The 18765-nt window shown below is 37.6% G+C and carries 22 protein-coding genes and 1 pseudogene; 21 read left to right on the forward strand and 2 right to left on the reverse strand.

Translation table 11 applies throughout. The features are described from left to right. The first annotated feature begins 25 nt into the window (after window positions 1-25). The 13 genes and pseudogenes from JFU54_RS24460 (at window position 26) to JFU54_RS24520 (ending at window position 11672) form a co-directional block, all read left to right on the forward strand. Window positions 26-218, forward strand: a pseudogene (locus JFU54_RS24460) (hypothetical protein). Next, window positions 187-3126: a formate dehydrogenase subunit alpha gene (fdhF, locus tag JFU54_RS24465; RefSeq protein ID WP_201066647.1), complete on the forward strand. Its 2940-nt coding sequence runs from the start codon at window positions 187-189 to the stop codon at window positions 3124-3126. Before JFU54_RS24460 ends, fdhF begins: the two are co-directional and overlap by 32 nt. Window positions 3127-3141: 15 nt before the next feature. Next, window positions 3142-3624, forward strand: coding sequence for a helical membrane plugin domain-containing protein (locus JFU54_RS24470; RefSeq protein WP_201066649.1), 483 nt, complete (start codon window positions 3142-3144; stop codon window positions 3622-3624). 175 nt (window positions 3625-3799) lie between these two features. After that, a complete protein-coding gene (locus JFU54_RS24475) occupies window positions 3800-4144 on the forward strand; it encodes a Na-translocating system protein MpsC family protein (RefSeq protein ID WP_002064644.1) in 345 nt (114 codons plus the stop codon). 16 nt (window positions 4145-4160) lie between these two features. Then, window positions 4161-4961, forward strand: coding sequence for a formate dehydrogenase accessory sulfurtransferase FdhD (fdhD, locus tag JFU54_RS24480; RefSeq protein WP_201066650.1), 801 nt, complete (start codon window positions 4161-4163; stop codon window positions 4959-4961). Between the two features lie 16 nt (window positions 4962-4977). After that, window positions 4978-5994, forward strand: coding sequence for a GTP 3',8-cyclase MoaA (gene moaA, locus JFU54_RS24485; protein ID WP_201066652.1), 1017 nt, complete (start codon window positions 4978-4980; stop codon window positions 5992-5994). 206 nt (window positions 5995-6200) lie between these two features. Beyond that, window positions 6201-6995, forward strand: a complete 795-nt coding sequence (locus JFU54_RS24490; protein WP_201066654.1) for a formate channel — start codon at window positions 6201-6203, stop codon at window positions 6993-6995. 43 nt (window positions 6996-7038) lie between these two features. After that, window positions 7039-8055, forward strand: coding sequence for a molybdopterin-synthase adenylyltransferase MoeB (locus JFU54_RS24495; RefSeq protein ID WP_201066656.1), 1017 nt, complete (start codon window positions 7039-7041; stop codon window positions 8053-8055). A gap of 19 nt (window positions 8056-8074) precedes the next feature. Continuing rightward, window positions 8075-9388 carry a molybdopterin molybdotransferase MoeA gene (locus tag JFU54_RS24500; protein WP_201067314.1) on the forward strand — a complete coding sequence of 438 codons (1314 nt, stop codon included), beginning with the start codon at window positions 8075-8077 and terminating at the stop codon, window positions 9386-9388. Continuing rightward, window positions 9369-9833 (forward strand): molybdenum cofactor biosynthesis protein MoaE, encoded by a 465-nt coding sequence (locus JFU54_RS24505; RefSeq protein ID WP_201066658.1) that lies wholly within the window; start codon window positions 9369-9371, stop codon window positions 9831-9833. The genes JFU54_RS24500 and JFU54_RS24505 overlap by 20 nt, the downstream gene beginning before the upstream one ends. A 4-nt stretch (window positions 9834-9837) precedes the next feature. Continuing rightward, window positions 9838-10074 (forward strand): molybdopterin converting factor subunit 1, encoded by a 237-nt coding sequence (moaD, locus tag JFU54_RS24510; protein ID WP_201066660.1) that lies wholly within the window; start codon window positions 9838-9840, stop codon window positions 10072-10074. Window positions 10075-10110: 36 nt separating this feature from the next. After that, a complete protein-coding gene (moaC, locus tag JFU54_RS24515; protein WP_201066667.1) occupies window positions 10111-10599 on the forward strand; it encodes a cyclic pyranopterin monophosphate synthase MoaC in 489 nt (162 codons plus the stop codon). Between the two features lie 20 nt (window positions 10600-10619). Next, the gene (locus JFU54_RS24520) at window positions 10620-11672 is read left to right on the forward strand and encodes a P-loop NTPase (protein WP_201066676.1); all 1053 of its coding nucleotides are present in this window, start codon (window positions 10620-10622) and stop codon (window positions 11670-11672) included. An 80-nt stretch (window positions 11673-11752) separates the two neighbouring features. On the opposite strand, the gene JFU54_RS24525 is transcribed toward JFU54_RS24520, so the two are convergent. Then, the gene (locus tag JFU54_RS24525; protein ID WP_201066678.1) at window positions 11753-12553 is read right to left on the reverse strand and encodes a flagellin N-terminal helical domain-containing protein; all 801 of its coding nucleotides are present in this window, start codon (window positions 12551-12553) and stop codon (window positions 11753-11755) included. 255 nt (window positions 12554-12808) lie between these two features. Continuing rightward, window positions 12809-13882, reverse strand: coding sequence for a flagellin N-terminal helical domain-containing protein (locus JFU54_RS24530; RefSeq protein ID WP_097864567.1), 1074 nt, complete (start codon window positions 13880-13882; stop codon window positions 12809-12811). A gap of 256 nt (window positions 13883-14138) precedes the next feature. Between JFU54_RS24530 and JFU54_RS24535 the strand changes: the two genes are divergently transcribed. From JFU54_RS24535 to JFU54_RS24570, 8 genes are all read left to right on the forward strand, one after another. Next, the gene (locus tag JFU54_RS24535) at window positions 14139-14930 is read left to right on the forward strand and encodes a lytic transglycosylase domain-containing protein (protein WP_201066685.1); all 792 of its coding nucleotides are present in this window, start codon (window positions 14139-14141) and stop codon (window positions 14928-14930) included. 62 nt (window positions 14931-14992) lie between these two features. After that, window positions 14993-15217: a flagellar motor switch protein FliN gene (locus JFU54_RS24540; protein WP_000775712.1), complete on the forward strand. Its 225-nt coding sequence runs from the start codon at window positions 14993-14995 to the stop codon at window positions 15215-15217. Between the two features lie 14 nt (window positions 15218-15231). Then, complete coding sequence (gene fliM / locus JFU54_RS24545) at window positions 15232-16218, forward strand: flagellar motor switch protein FliM (RefSeq protein ID WP_002064659.1); 987 nt, start codon at window positions 15232-15234, stop codon at window positions 16216-16218. Window positions 16219-16228: 10 nt separating this feature from the next. Then, on the forward strand, window positions 16229-16588 hold the full coding sequence (gene fliN / locus JFU54_RS24550) for a flagellar motor switch protein FliN (protein WP_002064660.1): 360 nt from the start codon (window positions 16229-16231) through the stop codon (window positions 16586-16588). A 12-nt stretch (window positions 16589-16600) separates the two neighbouring features. After that, window positions 16601-16921, forward strand: coding sequence for a hypothetical protein (locus JFU54_RS24555; protein ID WP_000121176.1), 321 nt, complete (start codon window positions 16601-16603; stop codon window positions 16919-16921). Next, window positions 16918-17676: a flagellar type III secretion system pore protein FliP gene (locus JFU54_RS24560; RefSeq protein WP_002126633.1), complete on the forward strand. Its 759-nt coding sequence runs from the start codon at window positions 16918-16920 to the stop codon at window positions 17674-17676. Before JFU54_RS24555 ends, JFU54_RS24560 begins: the two co-directional genes overlap by 4 nt. Window positions 17677-17709: 33 nt before the next feature. Further along, window positions 17710-17985 carry a flagellar biosynthetic protein FliQ gene (locus JFU54_RS24565; RefSeq protein ID WP_002011993.1) on the forward strand — a complete coding sequence of 92 codons (276 nt, stop codon included), beginning with the start codon at window positions 17710-17712 and terminating at the stop codon, window positions 17983-17985. Between the two features lie 15 nt (window positions 17986-18000). Then, the gene (locus JFU54_RS24570; RefSeq protein WP_001055697.1) at window positions 18001-18762 is read left to right on the forward strand and encodes a flagellar biosynthetic protein FliR; all 762 of its coding nucleotides are present in this window, start codon (window positions 18001-18003) and stop codon (window positions 18760-18762) included. The last annotated feature ends 3 nt before the right edge of the window (window positions 18763-18765 follow it).

Below are 18765 nucleotides of genomic sequence, written 5' to 3' on the forward strand. Positions count from 1 at the left end.
ATAGTGTTAAAGATGGAATCGTGATATGACCTGTTATGAATCTATCATTTTATTTATGAATAAATGGACTGGTATTTTAGCAAGATGTGCTAATAAACTACTCCACCATGATGATAACGTGCCAAAAATGTGGTGCGTATATTTTCGTGGTGGAGTTTTTTTTATTCTCAAAAAGGGGGAGTAACCATGAACGACAGCATGGTTCATATTACAATTGACGGCAAAGAATATAGTGCTGAGCCTGGTTCAACGGTACTAGGCATCATTAATGAGAACGGAATTGAACATCCACAAATTTGTTACGTGCCGGAAGTGGATCCGATTCAAACGTGTGATACTTGCATTGTAGAAGTGAATGGAAAGCTTGTGCGATCCTGTTCAACTGTAGTGACGAGCGGCATGAATATTGAGTTAGCCTCTATTAGTGCGAAGGCAGCACAACATGAGGCGATGGATCGCTTATTAGAAAATCATTTACTGTACTGTACGGTTTGTGACAACAATAACGGGAATTGTAAACTGCATAATACGGCAGAATTAATGGAAATTGAGCATCAAAAATATCCTTACGAGCCAAAAGTTGATGCAAGCGAAGTTGATATGTCTCATCCATTTTATCGCTATGACCCGAATCAATGTATCGCGTGTGGTCAATGTGTAGAAGTGTGTCAAAACTTACAAGTAAATGAAACGTTATCTATTGATTGGGAGGCAGAGCGTCCTCGTGTTATTTGGGATGAAGGAGTAGATATTAACGATTCTTCATGTGTAAGCTGCGGTCAATGTGTAACAATTTGTCCTTGTAATGCATTAATGGAGAAATCGATGCTTGGTGAAGCTGGATTTATGACTGGGCTGAAGCCGGATATTCTTGAGCCTATGGTCGATCTTATTAAAGAGGTTGAACCTGGATATAGCGGTATTTTCGCTGTGTCAGAAGTAGAAGCTGCAATGCGCGATACTCGTACGAAGAAGACGAAAACAGTATGTACGTTTTGTGGTGTAGGTTGTTCATTTGAAGTGTGGACGAAGGGCCGTGAAATTTTAAAAGTGCAACCATCTTCTGAAGCACCAGTTAATGCGATTTCTACTTGTGTAAAAGGAAAGTTTGGTTGGGATTTCGTGAATTCCGAAAAACGAATTACGAAACCTTTAATTCGTAAAAATGGAGTGTTCGTGGAATCAACTTGGGAAGAAGCGCTTAATGTAGTGGCAAATAAAATGGGCTCTATTAAAGAAGAGTACGGTAAAGGTTCTATCGGCTTTATTTCTTCTTCTAAAATTACGAATGAAGATAATTATGTTATTCAAAAATTAGCACGACAAGTGTTTGAAACGAACAATATTGATAACTGCTCACGTTATTGTCAATCACCAGCGACGGATGGATTGTTCCGTACAATTGGTATGGGTGGAGATGCAGGGACGATTAAAGATATCGCGCAATCGGGTCTTGTTATTATCGTCGGTTGTAATCCAACAGAAGGTCACCCAGTATTAGCGACTCGTGTGAAACGTGCGCATAAACTTCACGGTCAAAAACTAATTGTTGCAGATCTTCGTAAAACTGAAATGGCAGAGCGTTCAGATATCTTTGTTAGTCCAAAGCAAGGAACAGACCAAGTATGGTTAATGGCCATTACGAAATATATGATTGACCAAGGATGGCATGATCAACAATTCATCAATGAGAATGTAAACTTTTTTGAAGATTTCAAAGATAGCCTTAAAGAATATACGCTTGAATATGCAGAAGAGATTACAGGTATTTCAAAAGAAACTCTCGTTCAAATGGCCGAGATGATTCGTGATGCAGATGGTACTTGTATTCTTTGGGGTATGGGTGTAACGCAAAATACGGGTGGTTCAGATACTTCCGCTGCGATTTCAAACTTACTTCTTGCAACAGGAAATTATCGCCGTCCAAGTGCTGGTGCATATCCACTTCGTGGTCATAACAACGTACAAGGTGCTTGTGATATGGGAACTCTTCCAGGCTGGCTACCAGGATATCAGCACGTTACTAACGACGTAGAACGTACGAAATTTGAAATAGCTTACGGAGTAAAAATTGATAATAAACCAGGTCTTAATAACATTGAAATGCTTCACGCAATTGATGAAGGGAAAATGAAAGCTATGTATCTTGTTGGAGAGGATATGGCTCTTGTAGACTCTAACGCAAATCACGTACATGAAGTGTTATCAAGTCTTGAATTTTTTGTCGTTCAAGATGTGTTCCTTTCTAAAACAGCTCAATACGCTGATGTCGTATTACCAGCAGCACCATCTCTTGAAAAAGAAGGTACGTTTACAAATACTGAGCGTCGTGTACAAAGGTTATATCAAGTACTGCCGGCGCTAGAAGATGCGAAACCAGACTGGTGGATCGTGCAGGCAATTGCTAATAAGTTAGGCGCAAACTGGAATTATAATCATCCAAGTGAAATCTTTGCTGAAATGGCAAGCTTATCACCACTATTCGCACACGCAAACTATGAAGTGCTTGAAGGGTGGAACAGTTTCCACTGGGGAAGTTTTGATGGAACGAATACGCCGCTGCTATTTAAAGATGGATTTAACTTCCCGGACAAAAAAGCTCGTTTTGCGATAGCTGATTGGGTACGTCCTGCTGAATTTCCAGCAGAATACGATCTTCACATTAATAACGGTCGTATGCTTGAACATTTCCATGAAGGGAACATGACAAATAAATCAACTGGTATTCAATCGAAAGTACCAGGTGTTTTCGTTGAAGTTTCTCCAGAGTTAGCAAGGGAACGCGGAGTGAAAACTGGTTCGTTAGTACGCCTTGTTTCTCCATTCGGAGCACTTAAATTACGTGCACTTGTAACAGATCGTGTAAAAGCGAATGAACTGTATTTACCGATGAACTCGACAGATAATGAAACGGCGATTAATTTCTTAACAGGTCCTGCGGTCGATCAACGTACGAATACGCCTGCATATAAACAAACGAAAGTGCGTATGGAAGTGTTACAAGTAGAAGGTGAAAATCCGATGCCAAAAACGAACCCACGTAATAAAAAGCGTCATCCTCAAAACGGTATTGAGGTAAATCGTAAGTGGGCTCGTCCAGGATACGTACATTTAACGGATAAATAGGGAGGAGAAAAGAGTATGGCAGCACCTATTCAAGCGATTCAGAAGCAGGAGCTAACTGAGGAAGAAATAAAACAACAAAAACTAGAAGATTTAAAAGAACTTCTAACGAATAATGAAGATGCTTTAAATCAAATGTTTAATATAGTAGGAGAACTGAATGACATCGGGATGCTGGAAGCTGCAAATTCTATGCTGAAAGCGAAAGAACCAATCGCAAAAATCGTTCTAGGCCAAGTCACTCGTGAACCAGTTACAAATTTAATTAATAATATGATGGGCGCTGCAGGAGCTTTAACAGAACTTGATCCGGAACTTACGAAAAAGCTTATAGGTAGCGTATTGACAGGTATGGATGAAGGAAATCAGCATTTGCAAAGTAATAAAAAAGTAGGAATATTAGACCTTATGAAAGTACTGAAGGATCCAGATATTAATCGTGCTATCGGATTTGGTCTTCATTTCTTAAAAGGTATGGGTAAAGGGTTAAAAGAAGAATAAATAAGCAACGATAATAGTATTTCATATGTTGTTTGCGCACTTGAGATAATTGTAAAAGATGATCCATTTCGTCTCATTATTAAATAGTTTGGACGAAATGGTCATTTTGATAAAATGGTTATGATGGAATAATATTTGAAAAGTAAATATTGATTAGCTGGGAAGGAATGAGAGTATGTCAAAAATGGTGCATGAATTTAATGATATGATACGAAAGCTTCGAAAGGATTTATTCGGAAAAGGGCCGGAACGAATTCATACTGTATTTGCTGAAAATATGGCGATTGCTACACTTTATGGGAATTTGACACCTACAGAGAAATTCATTTCGGGAACTATGGAGGGCGCGGAAATGGTTCATATGGCTCGAACGAAAATGATTCAAGAAGTGTATGCTGCTAATTCTCGTGAACATTTAGAAGAACTTGTTGGGGCGAAATTAGTTCATCTGTTTTCTGATATGAAAGTAGATGAAGATATTGCAGTTTCCGTGTTTGTCTTTGATAAAAATATAACGTGAGAGAAGGATACTCATCGTGAAATCGATTCAGGTGGAACGGAAAGTTTTTAAATATGAGCAAGGGGAATTTAAGCATATAGAGGATAGCATTGTAACAGAGTTTCCTGTAACGGTTAAAATTAACGGCCAGGAATTTGTTACAATGGTTAGTACTCCAGAGTATATTGAAGACATGGTAATTGGCTTTTTAGCCTCTGAAGGCATTATCCGAAAGTATGAAGATATTGATGAAATATGGGTGCAAGAAAAAGAAGGCTATGTACATGTAAAAACGACGAAAATCAATCCTTATTATCGTGACATACAAAACAAACGTTATATTACTTCGTGCTGTGGAATGAGTAGGCAAGGATTTGTCTTCGCAAACGATGCGCTGACGGCGAAAGAGATGAATGATATTCGCGTAAAAATATCTGCCGAGGATTGTTTTCGGTTAATGAATGATATGCAGCAATCTGCGTCTACGTTTCAACATACAGGCGGCGTTCATAATGCAGCTTTATGTGATGTGAGTGGAATTGTTTTAAGCCGCATGGATATAGGAAGACATAACGCTTTAGATAAAATTTACGGCTATTGTTTAAAAAATAACATTTCGATTGGTGATAAAATTATTGTTTTTAGCGGACGTATCTCTTCTGAAATTCTATTAAAAGTTGCGAAAATTGGCTGTGAAGTAATATTGTCAAAATCAGCTCCAACTGAGTTAGCACTTGAGCTAGCGGAGCAGTTAGGGATTACTACAATAGGCTTCATTCGTAATAAATCTTTAAATGTATATACGCATCCAGAGCGGATTGTAAATATAAATAAGTAGAAACGAGGCAATAAATATGAAATCTGTTACATTAGACAAATTGGATCGTCCTTTAAAGGACTTGCGTATTTCTGTTACTGATCGTTGTAATTTTCGCTGTCGATATTGTATGCCGGAGGAAATATTTGGTCGTGATTATTCTTTTTTGTCTAATGATAAAATTTTATCTTTTGATGAAATTGAAAGGATTACACGTATTTTCGTTTCTTTAGGTGTAAGAAAGTTACGCATTACTGGGGGAGAGCCTTTACTTCGAAAAGGCCTGCCTGAACTCATACAACGGTTAAACGAAATTGAAGGAGTAGAGGATATTGGTTTAACGACAAATGGATCATTACTTAAAAAATTTGCTCCGGATTTATATAAGGCGGGTTTATCTCGTGTGACAGTTAGTTTAGACTCGTTAAATGAAGAGCGATTCTCTTATTTAAATGGGAATAGAAGTAAAGTGAAAACGGTTCTTGCAGGAATACAGGCTGCAGCGGAAGCCGGAATGAAAATTAAAATGAACATGGTTGTTCAAAAAGGGAAAAATGAACAAGACATCGTTCAGATGGCAGAGTACTTTAAAGAGAATAAGCATATCCTTCGGTTCATTGAATATATGGATGTCGGAAATTTTAACGGCTGGGAATTAGGCGAAGTAGTTTCTAAGCAAGAAATAGTAGAGATGATTCATAAAGTTATGCCACTTGAACGTATTGAAGCAAACTATCCTGGTGAAGTTGCGACACGTTATCGCTATATCGGTAGTGATGAAGAAATAGGAATTATTTCATCTGTAACAGATTCGTTCTGTTCATCATGTATAAGAGCACGTATTTCCGCAGAAGGAAAATTGTATACATGTTTGTTTGCTTCTAAAGGAAACGATCTTAAAGAATTACTTCGCTCTGGATATACGGATGAGGAGATTACTAATGTTATTCGTGATATTTGGAATAATCGTTCAGACCGTTATTCAGATGAACGGTTAAGTGATACGAATAAAAAAATAATGCCGAAAATTGAAATGTCGCATATCGGTGGCTGAGAAACTACTATGAATATGGATTCTCTTTGTTAACGTAAATAGTGGGAAATGTGCAAGTTTTGTACACTTTCTATAAGTATAGTAAAAATGATGATTGATATTTCTGTAAGAGATATGCAGAGAGATTAAGCAGCATTCAAAAATCCTTACGATGTTAAGGTTTTTTGGTGCTGCTTTTTTTGATTAGAAAAATGGAGGAATTGGTTATGGCATTTCATAAACCGGAACAAATTGCGGCACTTGTGATTGAATCCGGTGTTCAAAAGGTAAGGCAACCGCTATCCGCAATGCTTATTCTTGGTTTTTTAGGAGGGGCATTCATTTCGTTAGGATTTTTACTTAATATTCGAGTTCTAGGTAATGTACCGGAGCAATGGGGAAGTTTAGTCAATTTTATAGGAGGAGCGGTTTTTCCTATTGGACTGATACTCGTTGTTTTAGCTGGGGGAGAATTAATTACGGGAAATATGATGTCAATGTCTATGGCACTTTATGCACGGAAAATTTCATTGAAACATGTGTTAAACAATTGGGCGTGGATCACTTTAACTAACTTCGCAGGTGCACTTTTCGTAGCGTATTGTTTCGGTCATCTTGGCGGGCTTACTGAAGGAGCCTATTTAAATAAAACGATAGCGATAGCTCAAGATAAATTACATGAAACTTTCGGGAGAACGTTAATTTTAGCAATTGGTTGTAATTGGCTCGTTTGCCTTGCGATTTGGTTAGCATACGGAACGAACGATTTAATCGGAAAGATTGTTGGAATTTGGATTCCGATTATGGCATTTGTCGTAATTGGATTTCAGCAAGTAGTAGCAAATATGTTTGTCATTTCAGCAGTTATTTTTGCTGGTCATCTTACATGGATGGACCTTGCGAAAAACTTTGTACCTGTCTTTATCGGAAACGTAATTGGCGGAGCGGGATTTGTTGGGTTCGCTTATTTTTCTTGTTACCAGAAACAAAGTGCTACCGAAGAAGATGTATTGAAAAAATAATAGTAATTGAAGCGGATTTTCTAAATGAAAGGAAGGATACCTCATGATAGAACGGTATTCACGACAACAGTTGTTCACTCCTATTGGAAAAGAAGGGCAAGCGAAGATTCGAAATAAGCATGTGTTAATAGTGGGGGCAGGTGCATTAGGAAGTGCAAGTGCAGAGTCATTTGTACGTGCAGGTATCGGAAAATTAACGATTATTGATCGTGATTACGTAGAATGGAGTAATTTACAGCGGCAACAACTTTACGCTGAACGAGATGCGATAGAAAAGTTACCAAAAGCAATTGCAGCACAGAATCGTTTACAAAAAATTAATTCAGAAGTACAAATTCAAGCTCTTGTCATGGATGCAAGAGTAGATAATATGGAAGCTTTATTAGGTGGTGTCGATGTCATTATTGATGCAACAGATAATTTCGATATTCGGTTCGGGATTAATGATTTATCACAAAAATATAATATTCCTTGGATTTACGGTTCTTGCGTTGGCTCATATGGTATGAGCTATACGATTATTCCGAAGAAAACACCGTGCTTACATTGTGTGCTGAAAAGTGTTCCTGTTACAGGGGCGACATGCGACACAGTTGGAATCATTAGTCCAGCTGTTCAAATCGTCGCTGCCTATCAAGTAGCAGAAGCATTCAAAATTTTAGTAGAAGATTACGCAGCGCTTAGAAAAACTTTTTTAATGTTTGATATATGGAGTAATCAACATCATTCTATCAAACTAGGAAAAATAAAAACGGAAGACTGTCCTTCGTGCGGAAAACATAGAACTTATCCTTATTTATCTTACGAAAATCAAACGAAGACAGCTGTTTTATGCGGAAGAAATACAGTTCAAATTAGACCGGCGCATAATAGTCATTACAACTTTGACGATTTAGAAAAAGTATTAAAAAAATACGGGAAAGTAGATCGGAATCCGTATTTGCTCTCTTGCCAACTAGAAGATTACCGCATAGTCATTTTTCAAGATGGGCGTGTATTTATTCATGGAACGAATGAAATTCAAAAAGCGAAACAACTATACTATCGGTTATTAGGCTAATAGAAAGGGATTGGTAATGATGGAAAGAAGAGTGCCAATTACAGTTGAAGAGGCTGTTCGTAAAGTGATGGAATTTGCTAATTATGGTGTAAAAGAACTAGTACCACTGGAATTAGCATACGGACGTACATTAGCAGACGATTTAGTAGCTGATCACGATGTGCCTTCTTTCGACCGCTCACCATATGATGGATTTGCTATTAGGGCAGAAGATACTTCGCGAGCAAGTCGTGAGAATCCAATCGTATTTGAAGTCATCGGTGAAATTGGAGCAGGTTCCGTATTTCATAAAGAAGTAGGAGCATTTCAAGCAGTTCGAATTATGACAGGGGCACAAATTCCGAAAGGATGTAACGCGGTCGTCATGCTAGAACTGACTCGTCATCGTCAATATGAGAATATCAGAAAAAGCTATATGGAAGTGAGGCGCTCATTTAAAAAAGGGGACAATATTTCCTTTCAAGGTGAAGATGCGCGTAAAGGAACTGTTCTCGCAAAAAGAGGTTGTTACATTAATCCAGGTATTTCAGCTCTTCTTGCTACATTCGGTTATAGCGAAGTGCCAGTAGCGAAAAAGCCTATCATTGGACTATTAGCGACTGGGAGTGAGCTTCTCGATGTAAATGAAGAACTACAACCTGGGAAAATTCGAAATAGTAATACGTATATGATATCGTCTCAAATTCGAAGAGCAGGTGGAAGAGTAAAATACTTCGGGAAGTTTAGTGACGATTTTCATACGTGCTACGAAGCAGTGAAAAGAGCGTTAAGCGAAGTTGATATGTTAATTACAACTGGTGGTGTTTCGGTAGGAGATTACGATTATTTGCCAGCTATATATGAAAAATTAGGTGCATCAGTTCTTTTTAATAAAGTAGCCATGCGGCCGGGAAGCGTCACAACTGTAGCACAATTAAATGGAAAATTATTATTCGGATTATCAGGTAATCCGTCTGCTTGTTACGTAGGCTTTGAGTTATTTGTAAAACCTAGCATACGGACGTATATGTTTAGCGAAAAACCACATGTAAAACGAGAAAAGGCAATACTCGGAGAAGATTTTCTAAAACCGAATCCATTTACAAGATTTGTACGAGCTAAGCTTCAGTATAACGAAGGACAACTAATCGCTTATCCATCAGGATTTGATAAATCTAGTTCTGTTTCTTCATTAGCGGAATCAAATGTTTTTATCGTACTACTAGGCGGAACGAGAGGATATAAGAAAGGAATGTTTGTAGATGTTCTCTTATTAGAAGATAACGAAGGTAGTGAATGGCCTTGGACATTACGTAAAGTGGGGAGAGGTTTTGATGGGACAAGCACGATTTGAAATTGTAGATACGCCGATTGTAGTTGAAGAAGTAACGGATAAAGTAGCAAGACGCGAAGCGGGAGCAATTACAACTTTTATTGGAACGGTTAGAGAATTAACGAAAGGAAAACGAACGTTACATCTTGAGTATGAAGCTTATAAACCGATGGCAGTAAAAAAGCTTACTGAAATCGGAGAAGAAATTAAGAAAAAATGGCCGGATGCGAAAATAGCAATCACGCACCGAGTAGGCCGACTAGAAATAATGGATATTGCCGTTGTCATTGCAGTATCGTCGCCGCATCGTAAAGTAGCTTATGAAGCGAATGAATACGCAATTGAACGTATAAAGAGAATCGTCCCAATTTGGAAAAAAGAATTTTGGGAAGATGGAACGGAGTGGATTGGAGATCAACTTGAAAATACTCCATATCCAGAAGGAAAACCAAAGAAAGAAGAATGAGAAAATGATTACAATTTTACTGTTCGCAAATTTGCGAGAAGAAGTCGGTTCAGAGAGATTAGTAATGATAGAAAAACGAGAGATGACTGTTCATCAATTGAAAAAATGGCTGAAAGATAACTATCACTTACAGACGCTAGAAAAAGTTATGGTAGCAATCAATGAAGAATTTGTAACGGACGAAGGTATTGTAAGAGCTGGAGATACTATCGCGTTTATCCCACCTGTAAGTGGAGGTTAATTCTTTCTATTTGAATATCGCATAAGGAGGATCATTATGATTGAATTTTCGCATTGGAATGAAGAGGGAAGAGCTAAAATGGTTGATATTTCTCAAAAGGACATTTCAACACGCACAGCTGTTGCGCAAAGTACAATTTCTTTATCAAATGAATTATTTGAGGCAATTCAAAGTGGTGGATTGAAAAAAGGTGACCCGCTTCAAGTGGCACAAGTTGCTGGCATAATCGGTGCTAAAAAAACAGCGGATATTATTCCGATGTGTCACCCGATATTAATACAAGGGACAGACTTTACGTTCCATTATGAAAAGAAAACCGATGGCTATGAGTTGATCATACGAGCAACAATAACATGCAGCGGGAAAACAGGTGTAGAAATGGAAGCGTTAACGGCCGTATCAATCGCTGCCCTTACTTTTTACGATATGTGTAAAGCTGTTGATAAAACGATGGTCATGAAAGAAACATATTTAGTTCAAAAAACGGGTGGGAAAAGCGGAGACTTTTTTCACAAGGTAAAATAATTACAATGGAAGGAATGTGTATGATGATTACTCACGAACAGATTATGAACGCTTTAAGCCACGTAGAAGATCCAGAGTTACACAAAAGTATTGTGGAATTAAACATGGTTAGAAATATAAAAATAAATGGTACAGAAGTTGGGCTAGAAGTAGTTTTAACAATTCAAGGTTGTCCGTTGAAAGCAAAAATTCAACAAGATATTGAAGAATCTCTTCGAAATATTGGGGCATCAAAAGTTTCTTTAACATTCGGCTCAATGACACCGGAAGAACGCGCGGTATTAACAGCGTCTTTAAAGAAAGAAGCTAGAACAGAAACAGGAATGCCTAGTATGCTTCGGCCTGATTCAGGAGTACGTTTTATTACTGTAACGAGCGGAAAAGGAGGAGTCGGAAAATCAACTGTGACGATTAACCTTGCTACTGCTTTAGCACGTATGGGCAAAAAGGTTGGGATTTTAGATGCAGATATATACGGATTCAGTATTCCAGCTATGATGGAAACGAATGAAAAGCCAACAATGATCGATCAAACAGCAATTCCAGTCGTTAGTCATGGTGTTAAAATTATGTCGATGGGATTCTTTACAGATGGGAATAACCCAGTAATGTGGCGCGGACCGATGTTAAACAAATGGATTCAAAACTTCCTTGCGAACACGCACTGGGGAGAATTAGACTATCTTCTTCTTGATTTACCGCCTGGAACAGGAGACGTTGCAATTGATGTCGCTGCGATGATTCCACAAGCGAAGGAAATTATCGTTACAACTCCTCATAGTGTAGCTTCATTTGTCGCTTCTAGAGTAGGAGTAATGGCAAAACATACGAAACACGATATTTTAGGTATCGTTGAAAATATGGCATATTACGAAGAACAAGATGGTTCAAGAAACTATCTCTTCGGCAAAGGTGGGGGCGAGATGCTAGCAGAACAATTGCAAACAGAAGTAATCGCTCAAATACCGTTTGCAAAACGTGAAGAGAATAAAGGCTCATGTGTATATGATGAAGACTCGCTTGTTGGGGAAATGTTTACTTCTTTAGCGGAGGATATTATTTATAAAGGATAGATTGATATAAAAGCGGGATACATAGCACCTATGTATCCCGCTTTTTATTTTTTATGGAGTTATTTTAATAATTTTAAAGGTTAAGATTGTAGTAACTTAGAAACCATTTGCGGAATTTGATTAGCTTGTGAAACCATACTAAGTGCAACTTCAGTTAACAATTTAAACTTTAAAAAATCACTCATCTCTTGCGCCATATCTGCATCTTCAATTCGAGAAGCAGCATCGGTTAACGCTGTACTTTGACTATTTAAATTCTCCATATTAAATTGCAAACGATTTATCATAGCGCCAAGATCAGCACGATGAAGTGATACATTTTGTAAAGCATCTCCAATTTTACGAATCGCCACTCTTGCTTCTTGTTCTGTTGAAATCTTGATGTCATGTTGTGTAGGGGAAGGGGGAATATATTTCGTGATATCTACTGTATGACCGATATCATCTAACGTAATAGGACGGTTTTGTCCGTCAAATACAGATAAATCATTAAACTCAGTTGTCTCACCAATATAGCCAATTTGTTCTGTTAAAGATTGAAACTCTTTATTCAGCGCATCACGGTTTTTATTAGAATTTGTACCATTCGCAGATTGAACGGCTAAATCACGCATACGTTGTAAAATATTCGTCACAGTTTGAAGGGCAGCTTCGGCTGTACGAAGCATCGATATCGCATCCTCATTATTACGAATTGCCACACGCATACCACTTTCTCTCGCATGCATACGAGTCACAATCGCAATATTAGCGGGATTATCAGAAGCATTATTTAATTTCTTACCAGTCGCCAAATGCTCCATCGCAACATTCATACGTTTCTCATTCTCATACAACGACTGCCTAGCATTCATACTCAAAACATTCGTACCAATACGCATAATGGACACTCCTTATAGATTGATATAGTCAGTGTTCTAAAGCAAATAAATGGCTATGAAAAGAAAAAAGGACTTATGCCCAACTTTATCTTTTTGTTTTCATACACGGGACGAGGCCAAAATAAGCCCTGACCGCTTCTAAATGTGGCTGGAGCTTCTCTCCAGGCTAAAAAAAAGTCTTTAAATCTGTCTATATAGAAAAAATAAACCTCTCCGCAAGCAGAGAGGTTTATTCATGAAACTAACTCAAATGGCTTATTGTAATAATTTAGAAACCATTTGTGGAGTTTGGTTTGCTTGAGAAAGCATGCTGATACCAGCTTCGTTCAAGATTTTGAACTTAGTCATTTCAGACATTTCTTTCGCCATGTCAGCGTCTTCGATTTGAGAAGCAGCTGAAGCCATAGAAGAAGATTGGCTCTTAAGGTTGTTTACGTTAAAGTCTAGACGGTTTAATGTAGCACCAAGAGTTGCACGGTTAGATGCAATGTTTTCTAGTGCAGAGTCAATTGCAGCGACAGCAGCATTAGGATTAGCAACATTTACTTTTGTTTTATCAAATGCACCACCTAAAGCTTTTGCAGCTGTAGCTTCATCACCAGCAGCCGCAGTATTGAAGGCTGCTAATTTATCAGTTACCACTTTAGCATCTGCTGCAGACATAGATCCTTTAACTTTATCGAATTCCTTCATAACAGCATCAACTTCAGTTTTTAAAGTAGCTTTGTCAGTAGTAGCTGTTGTTGAAAGTGCAGTAAATTTGCCTGCAACATCATCAATTGTTTTTTGTGCTGCGCCACCAATTGTTAGTTTATCAATATTTAATGATGCTGTAGACACGTTTGCTAATTTAATATCAATTTTCTTACCTTCATCAGCGTTATCTAATGTTTGAATTGCAATAGTTTCATTAGAACCATCTAATAATTTTTTATCATTGAATTCAGTGTTTGTAGAGATGTAATTGATTTGCTCTTTTAATGCGCCGAATTCTTTATCTAGAGCTGCTTGGTTCTCAGATGTATTTGTACCATTTGCAGATTGGTTCGCAAGGTCACGCATACGAAGTAAGATGTTAGATACTGAGTTCATTGCTGAATCAGCTGTACGGATTAATGAAATACCGTCTTGTGTGTTGTTAGCTGCTACTCCTAATCCGCTTTCACGAGCACGCATACGAGTTGCGATTGCAAGACCTGCCGCATCGTCAGAAGCGTTGTTGATACGTTTACCGCTTGATAAACGGTCCATAGCGTTGCTCATTTTTGCTTGGTTTTGGCGCATGTACTCTTGAGTACGCATGCTGTTAATATTTGTATTGATTCTCATGTTAAGAACCCCCATTTTTTTATATTGACTTTTCTGCAAATTGAAAAACGGTAATATGCGAAAAAATCGATTTCGAGATTTATTGTAATCCTTGCTACAACGGGTGTCAACTAAAAATTCGAATTAATGAATATAAAAAAATAACAGTTTAACAATCTATTCATTTTTTTATTAAAATATTATTAAAAGGATTATTGCAAACTTTTTAAAAAAACTCTAATATTAGATTATCTTTGTTTACCGAAAAGGTGATATTATGGTAGTTGGAAATATAGTAAAAGAAGTTCTTGCATATAAAAAAGGACAAATTCAGCAAAAGTTAAGTAGTCCGCAGGCGTTCGTTAGTAGTCGTTTTCAAGATCAATTGCAGAGTGAACCTGCGAAGGAGTCGAAAGTTGCTAAAGAGCCGGCAAAAGTAGAGGATATGAGTCAGCCGGTACAATCTACGAAAATAGAAACGGTTGTTAATAAACCGGAAGAATCTATTAATAGAGTAGAGGAAGCGAGTAAGCCTGAGGAGACGGAGAAAGCTGAAACGAAGAAAGTAGATGAAGTGCAAGTCGCACAAAAAGAGTTTGAACGACGTTTCCCAGAAACGAAAAATGAGGCTGCTGATACGTGGGGATTAACGAAGAAGTATAATATTCAAAAAATACGTTCTTCCAATGAAGGTAAGTATGAGGATATTATTGATCGCGCTAGTCGTACATATGGAATTCCGAAAACGTTAATTCAAAAAATGATTGAAGTGGAGTCTAATTTTAATCCGAAAACGGTGTCACATGCAGGGGCGATGGGGCTTATGCAACTTATGCCAGCGAATGTGAAAGAGATGGGTATAAAAAATCCATTTTCACCAGCTGAAAGTATTGAAGGCGGCGTGAAAGAGTTAAGTGGTTATTTAAAGAAAAATAACGGTGACTTAGTATTGGCGCTTGCTTCTTATAATGCTGGTCCTGGTAATGTGAGAAAATACGGAGGCGTACCGCCATTTAAAGAAACGCAAGGATATATTAAAAAAATATTAAATATCGACGTTTCAAAATAAGAAATTTCATATATAGAGAGAACATGAAATTTTCGTGAACATGATATGGGAGTTGGCTAGATTTGAAATTACAAGATGATATTCCGTTAACAATTTATTTTGAAATCGGAAATACGAAAAAGAAAATTGAAGATCTGCTTCATATTACGAAAGGTACATTGTATCGTCTTGAAAATTCAACGAAAAATACGGTGCGTCTTATGCTTGAAAATGAAGAGATTGGAACCGGAAAGATTTTGACGAAGAATGGGAAAATGTACGTTGAAATCGTTGAATTGAAAAGGTAGGGAAGGGGATTGTCATGAGTGGCGAAAAATTAAGCCAAGAGCAAATTGATGCCCTGCTGAAGGCGGTAAATGAAGGCGAGGAAATGCCAGCTTTCGCACAAGAAGCAGGGAAGCAAGATAAATTTCAAGAGTATGATTTTAATAGACCAGAGAAGTTTGGTGTTGAACATTTACGTAGTTTGCAGGCGATTGCGTCTACATTTGGAAAGCAGACGTCACAGACGTTGTCAGCTCGTATGCGTATTCCAATTGAACTAGAGCCCTCGGCCGTTGAGCAAGTTCCATTTACGAGTGAGTATGTAGAGAAAATGCCGAAAGATTATTATTTATATTGCGTGATAGATCTAGGTTTACCAGAGCTTGGAGAAATTGTTATTGAGATTGATTTAGCGTTCGTTATATATATTCATGAATGCTGGCTTGGCGGAGATAGTAAGCGTAACTTTACGATGCGCAGACCGCTAACGGCGTTTGAGTTTTTAACGCTTGATAATATATTCTTGCTTCTTTGTAAAAATTTAGAGCAATCATTTGAAAGCGTTGTTGCGATTGAACCGAAGTTTGTAACGACGGAGACAGATCCGAATGCGCTGAAGATTACAACGCCAAGCGATATTATTTCATTACTGAATGTAAATATGAAAACAGAGTTTTGGAATACGACAGTTCGTATCGGTATTCCGTTCTTATCTGTTGAAGAAATTATGGATAAGTTAACGTCTGAAAATATTGTCGAACATTCTTCGGATAAGCGTAAAAAGTATACGTCTGAAGTAGAAGTGAAAGTAAATCAAGTGTACAAACCTGTTCACGTTGCGATTGGTGAGCAAAAGATGACGATTGGTGAGATTGAGAAAATTGAAGAAGGCGATATTATTCCGCTTCATACAAAGGTTTCAGACCAACTACGTGGTTATGTAGATGGAAAGCATAAATTTAATTGTTTTATCGGGAAAGATGGAACGCGTAAGGCGCTCCTATTTAAAAGTTTTATAGAGTAGGAGGATCCATATGAAGCATGAAGTATCTCCTGTGTCATTAATGGGATTAGAAGAATTTGCAGGGAAGCGAAATGAAGCAGGTAAAGCGCATATTGATACCGTTTCGGATATTTCGATTGAACTTGGTGTAAAGCTTGGGAAGTCATCGATTCAGCTTGGCGATGTGAAACAATTAAAAGTTGGCGATGTTCTTGAAGTAGAGAAAAATTTAGGACATAAAGTAGATGTATATTTAAGTGATATGAAAGTCGGTATTGGTGAGGCAATAGTAATGGACGAGAAGTTTGGCATTATTATTTCTGAAATTGAAGCTGACAAGAAACACGCGGCGCTTATGAAGGCACAAAATCAAATGCAGGATAAAGAGTAGAGGAGGAGTCATATGTCGTATATGACGACCTTATTTCAAGTCGTTTTACTGTTTGGTGCGCTCGGCTATGGCGCATATTATATGACGAAAAAGACGCGCAAACAGCAGTTTTTTAAGCAAGGTGAAAACGGCCATATTCAAGTGAAAGACGGTGTTTATTTAAATCATCAAACGAGCGCCTTTTTATTTGAAGTGGACGGGAAGCAAGTGTTTACTGTTATAAGTAATAATGGTGTACAATCTGTGCAATTAACAGGAACAGGAAATCAGTTTCAACAAGCGCTAGAAGACGCGGTGAAGAGTGAAACGAAAAAAGTAGAGGATCCATCATGAGAATAAAGAAACAGTTATCGTTATTTGCCGTTATTTTCGCATTTTCTATTATTTTTTCATTTGTTTTTGTAAATCCAGCGTATGCAGCCCCGAACGGCTTTATTAATTTCGAAAATGGAAAAGAGTTTACGAGTAATTCAAGTGTACAACTATTCGCGCTCGTTACCCTTCTATCATTATCTTCTTCTATCGTTCTTTTATTTACGCATTTTACTTATTTTATGATTGTTCTTGGGATTACTCGTCAAGGGCTTGGGGTTATGAATTTACCACCGAACCAAGTGCTTGTTGGACTCGCATTATTTTTATCGCTGTTTACAATGCAGCCAGTGCTTGGTCAATTAAAGAGTGATGTGTGGGACCCGATGACGAAAGAAAAAATAACAGTAAGTCAAGCTGCGGAAACGACAGCTCCGATTATGAAAGATTATATGTCGAAGCATACGTATAAGCATGATTTGAAAATGATGCTGAAAGTGCGTGGAGAAGAGTTGCCGAAAGATTTAAAGGATCTTTCATTGTTTACGCTTGTGCCATCCTTTACGTTAACGCAAATTCAAAAAGGGTTACTTACAGGGATGTTCATTTATTTAGCGTTTGTCTTTATTGATTTAATTATTAGTACACTTTTAATGTACCTTGGGATGATGATGGTACCGCCGATGATTTTAAGTTTACCATTTAAAATACTTGTTTTCGTATATTTAGGTGGATATACAAAAATCGTCGATATTATGTTTAAAACGGTCGCCTGAAGCGTTTGATGCTATGTGATAGGAGTCATATAAATGAATACGTCACCAATTATAGATATTTTCCAAACCTTTTTTTATAAAGGGGTTATGATTTTAATGCCGATTGCCGTTGTAAGTATGATTGTCGTTATTATTATCGCCGTTATTATGGCGATGATGCAAATTCAAGAGCAAACGCTGACGTTTTTACCGAAAATGGCGAGTATTGTACTCGTTATTATCATTTTAGGTCCGTGGATGTTTCAAGAGTTAACGATGCTTATTTTAGATTTATTTGATAAAATCCCATCGCTATTGCGTTCGTACTAAGATAGGTGAACTGAAATGAATATGGAATTATGGGCGGCGACGTTTTTTGCGTTTTGTCGCATTACTTCATTTTTATATTTTCTACCGTTTTTCTCAGGTCGATCAATTCCGGCGATGGCAAAGGTTACATTTGGACTCGCTCTTTCGATTACAGTGGCAGATCAAGTGGATGTCTCTCACATAAAGACAGTTTGGGATGTAGCAGCTTATGCAGGAACGCAAATTGTAATTGGATTATCACTTTCAAAAATTGTAGAGATGCTGTGGAACATTCCGAAAATGGCAGGGCATATTTTAGACTTTGATATCGGTTTATCACAGGCGAGTTTATTTGATGTAAATGCAGGGTCACAGTCCACTTTGCTATCAACAATTTTTGATATATTTTTTCTTATTATTTTTATTTCACTGGGCGGCATTAACTATTTCGTTGCCACGATTTTAAAGTCGTTTCAATATACGGAGGCGATTTCAAAATTGTTGACGACTAGTTTTTTAGATAGTCTACTCGCAACGTTATTATTTGCAATTACATCAGCGGTTGAAATTGCTTTGCCACTTATGGGCAGTCTATTCATTATTAATTTCGTCCTTATTTTAATCGCAAAAAATGCACCGCAATTAAACGTTTTTATGAATGCGTACGTAATTAAAATAACGTGTGGTATTTTGTTTATTGCGATGAGTGTACCGATGCTCGGTTATGTGTTTAAAAATATGACAGACGTATTACTGGAAGAGTATACGAAACTATTTAACTTTTTCTTAACGAAGTAGGGG

It is taken from the genome of Bacillus sp. TH19 (assembly GCF_016651075.1).
Lineage (GTDB): Bacteria > Bacillota > Bacilli > Bacillales > Bacillaceae_G > Bacillus_A > Bacillus_A mycoides.

Excerpts from the sequence above, each read along its gene's own strand:
- JFU54_RS24525 (WP_201066678.1), bottom strand. The coding sequence starts at position 12,553 with ATGCGTATTGGTACGAATGTTTTGAGTATGAATGCTAGGCAGTCGTTG.
- JFU54_RS24470 (WP_201066649.1), top strand. The coding sequence starts at position 3,142 with ATGGCAGCACCTATTCAAGCGATTCAGAAGCAGGAGCTAACTGAGGAA.
- moaA (WP_201066652.1), top strand. The coding sequence starts at position 4,978 with ATGAAATCTGTTACATTAGACAAATTGGATCGTCCTTTAAAGGACTTG.
- JFU54_RS24555 (WP_000121176.1), top strand. The coding sequence starts at position 16,601 with ATGTCGTATATGACGACCTTATTTCAAGTCGTTTTACTGTTTGGTGCG.
- fdhF (WP_201066647.1), top strand. The coding sequence starts at position 187 with ATGAACGACAGCATGGTTCATATTACAATTGACGGCAAAGAATATAGT.
- JFU54_RS24505 (WP_201066658.1), top strand. The coding sequence starts at position 9,369 with ATGGGACAAGCACGATTTGAAATTGTAGATACGCCGATTGTAGTTGAA.
- moaD (WP_201066660.1), top strand. The coding sequence starts at position 9,838 with ATGATTACAATTTTACTGTTCGCAAATTTGCGAGAAGAAGTCGGTTCA.
- JFU54_RS24520 (WP_201066676.1), top strand. The coding sequence starts at position 10,620 with ATGATGATTACTCACGAACAGATTATGAACGCTTTAAGCCACGTAGAA.
- fliM (WP_002064659.1), top strand. The coding sequence starts at position 15,232 with ATGAGTGGCGAAAAATTAAGCCAAGAGCAAATTGATGCCCTGCTGAAG.
- JFU54_RS24530 (WP_097864567.1), bottom strand. The coding sequence starts at position 13,882 with ATGAGAATCAATACAAATATTAACAGCATGCGTACTCAAGAGTACATG.
- JFU54_RS24570 (WP_001055697.1), top strand. The coding sequence starts at position 18,001 with ATGAATATGGAATTATGGGCGGCGACGTTTTTTGCGTTTTGTCGCATT.
- JFU54_RS24500 (WP_201067314.1), top strand. The coding sequence starts at position 8,075 with ATGGAAAGAAGAGTGCCAATTACAGTTGAAGAGGCTGTTCGTAAAGTG.
- JFU54_RS24490 (WP_201066654.1), top strand. The coding sequence starts at position 6,201 with ATGGCATTTCATAAACCGGAACAAATTGCGGCACTTGTGATTGAATCC.
- JFU54_RS24560 (WP_002126633.1), top strand. The coding sequence starts at position 16,918 with ATGAGAATAAAGAAACAGTTATCGTTATTTGCCGTTATTTTCGCATTT.
- moaC (WP_201066667.1), top strand. The coding sequence starts at position 10,111 with ATGATTGAATTTTCGCATTGGAATGAAGAGGGAAGAGCTAAAATGGTT.
- JFU54_RS24535 (WP_201066685.1), top strand. The coding sequence starts at position 14,139 with ATGGTAGTTGGAAATATAGTAAAAGAAGTTCTTGCATATAAAAAAGGA.
- JFU54_RS24565 (WP_002011993.1), top strand. The coding sequence starts at position 17,710 with ATGAATACGTCACCAATTATAGATATTTTCCAAACCTTTTTTTATAAA.
- fliN (WP_002064660.1), top strand. The coding sequence starts at position 16,229 with ATGAAGCATGAAGTATCTCCTGTGTCATTAATGGGATTAGAAGAATTT.
- JFU54_RS24475 (WP_002064644.1), top strand. The coding sequence starts at position 3,800 with ATGTCAAAAATGGTGCATGAATTTAATGATATGATACGAAAGCTTCGA.
- JFU54_RS24495 (WP_201066656.1), top strand. The coding sequence starts at position 7,039 with ATGATAGAACGGTATTCACGACAACAGTTGTTCACTCCTATTGGAAAA.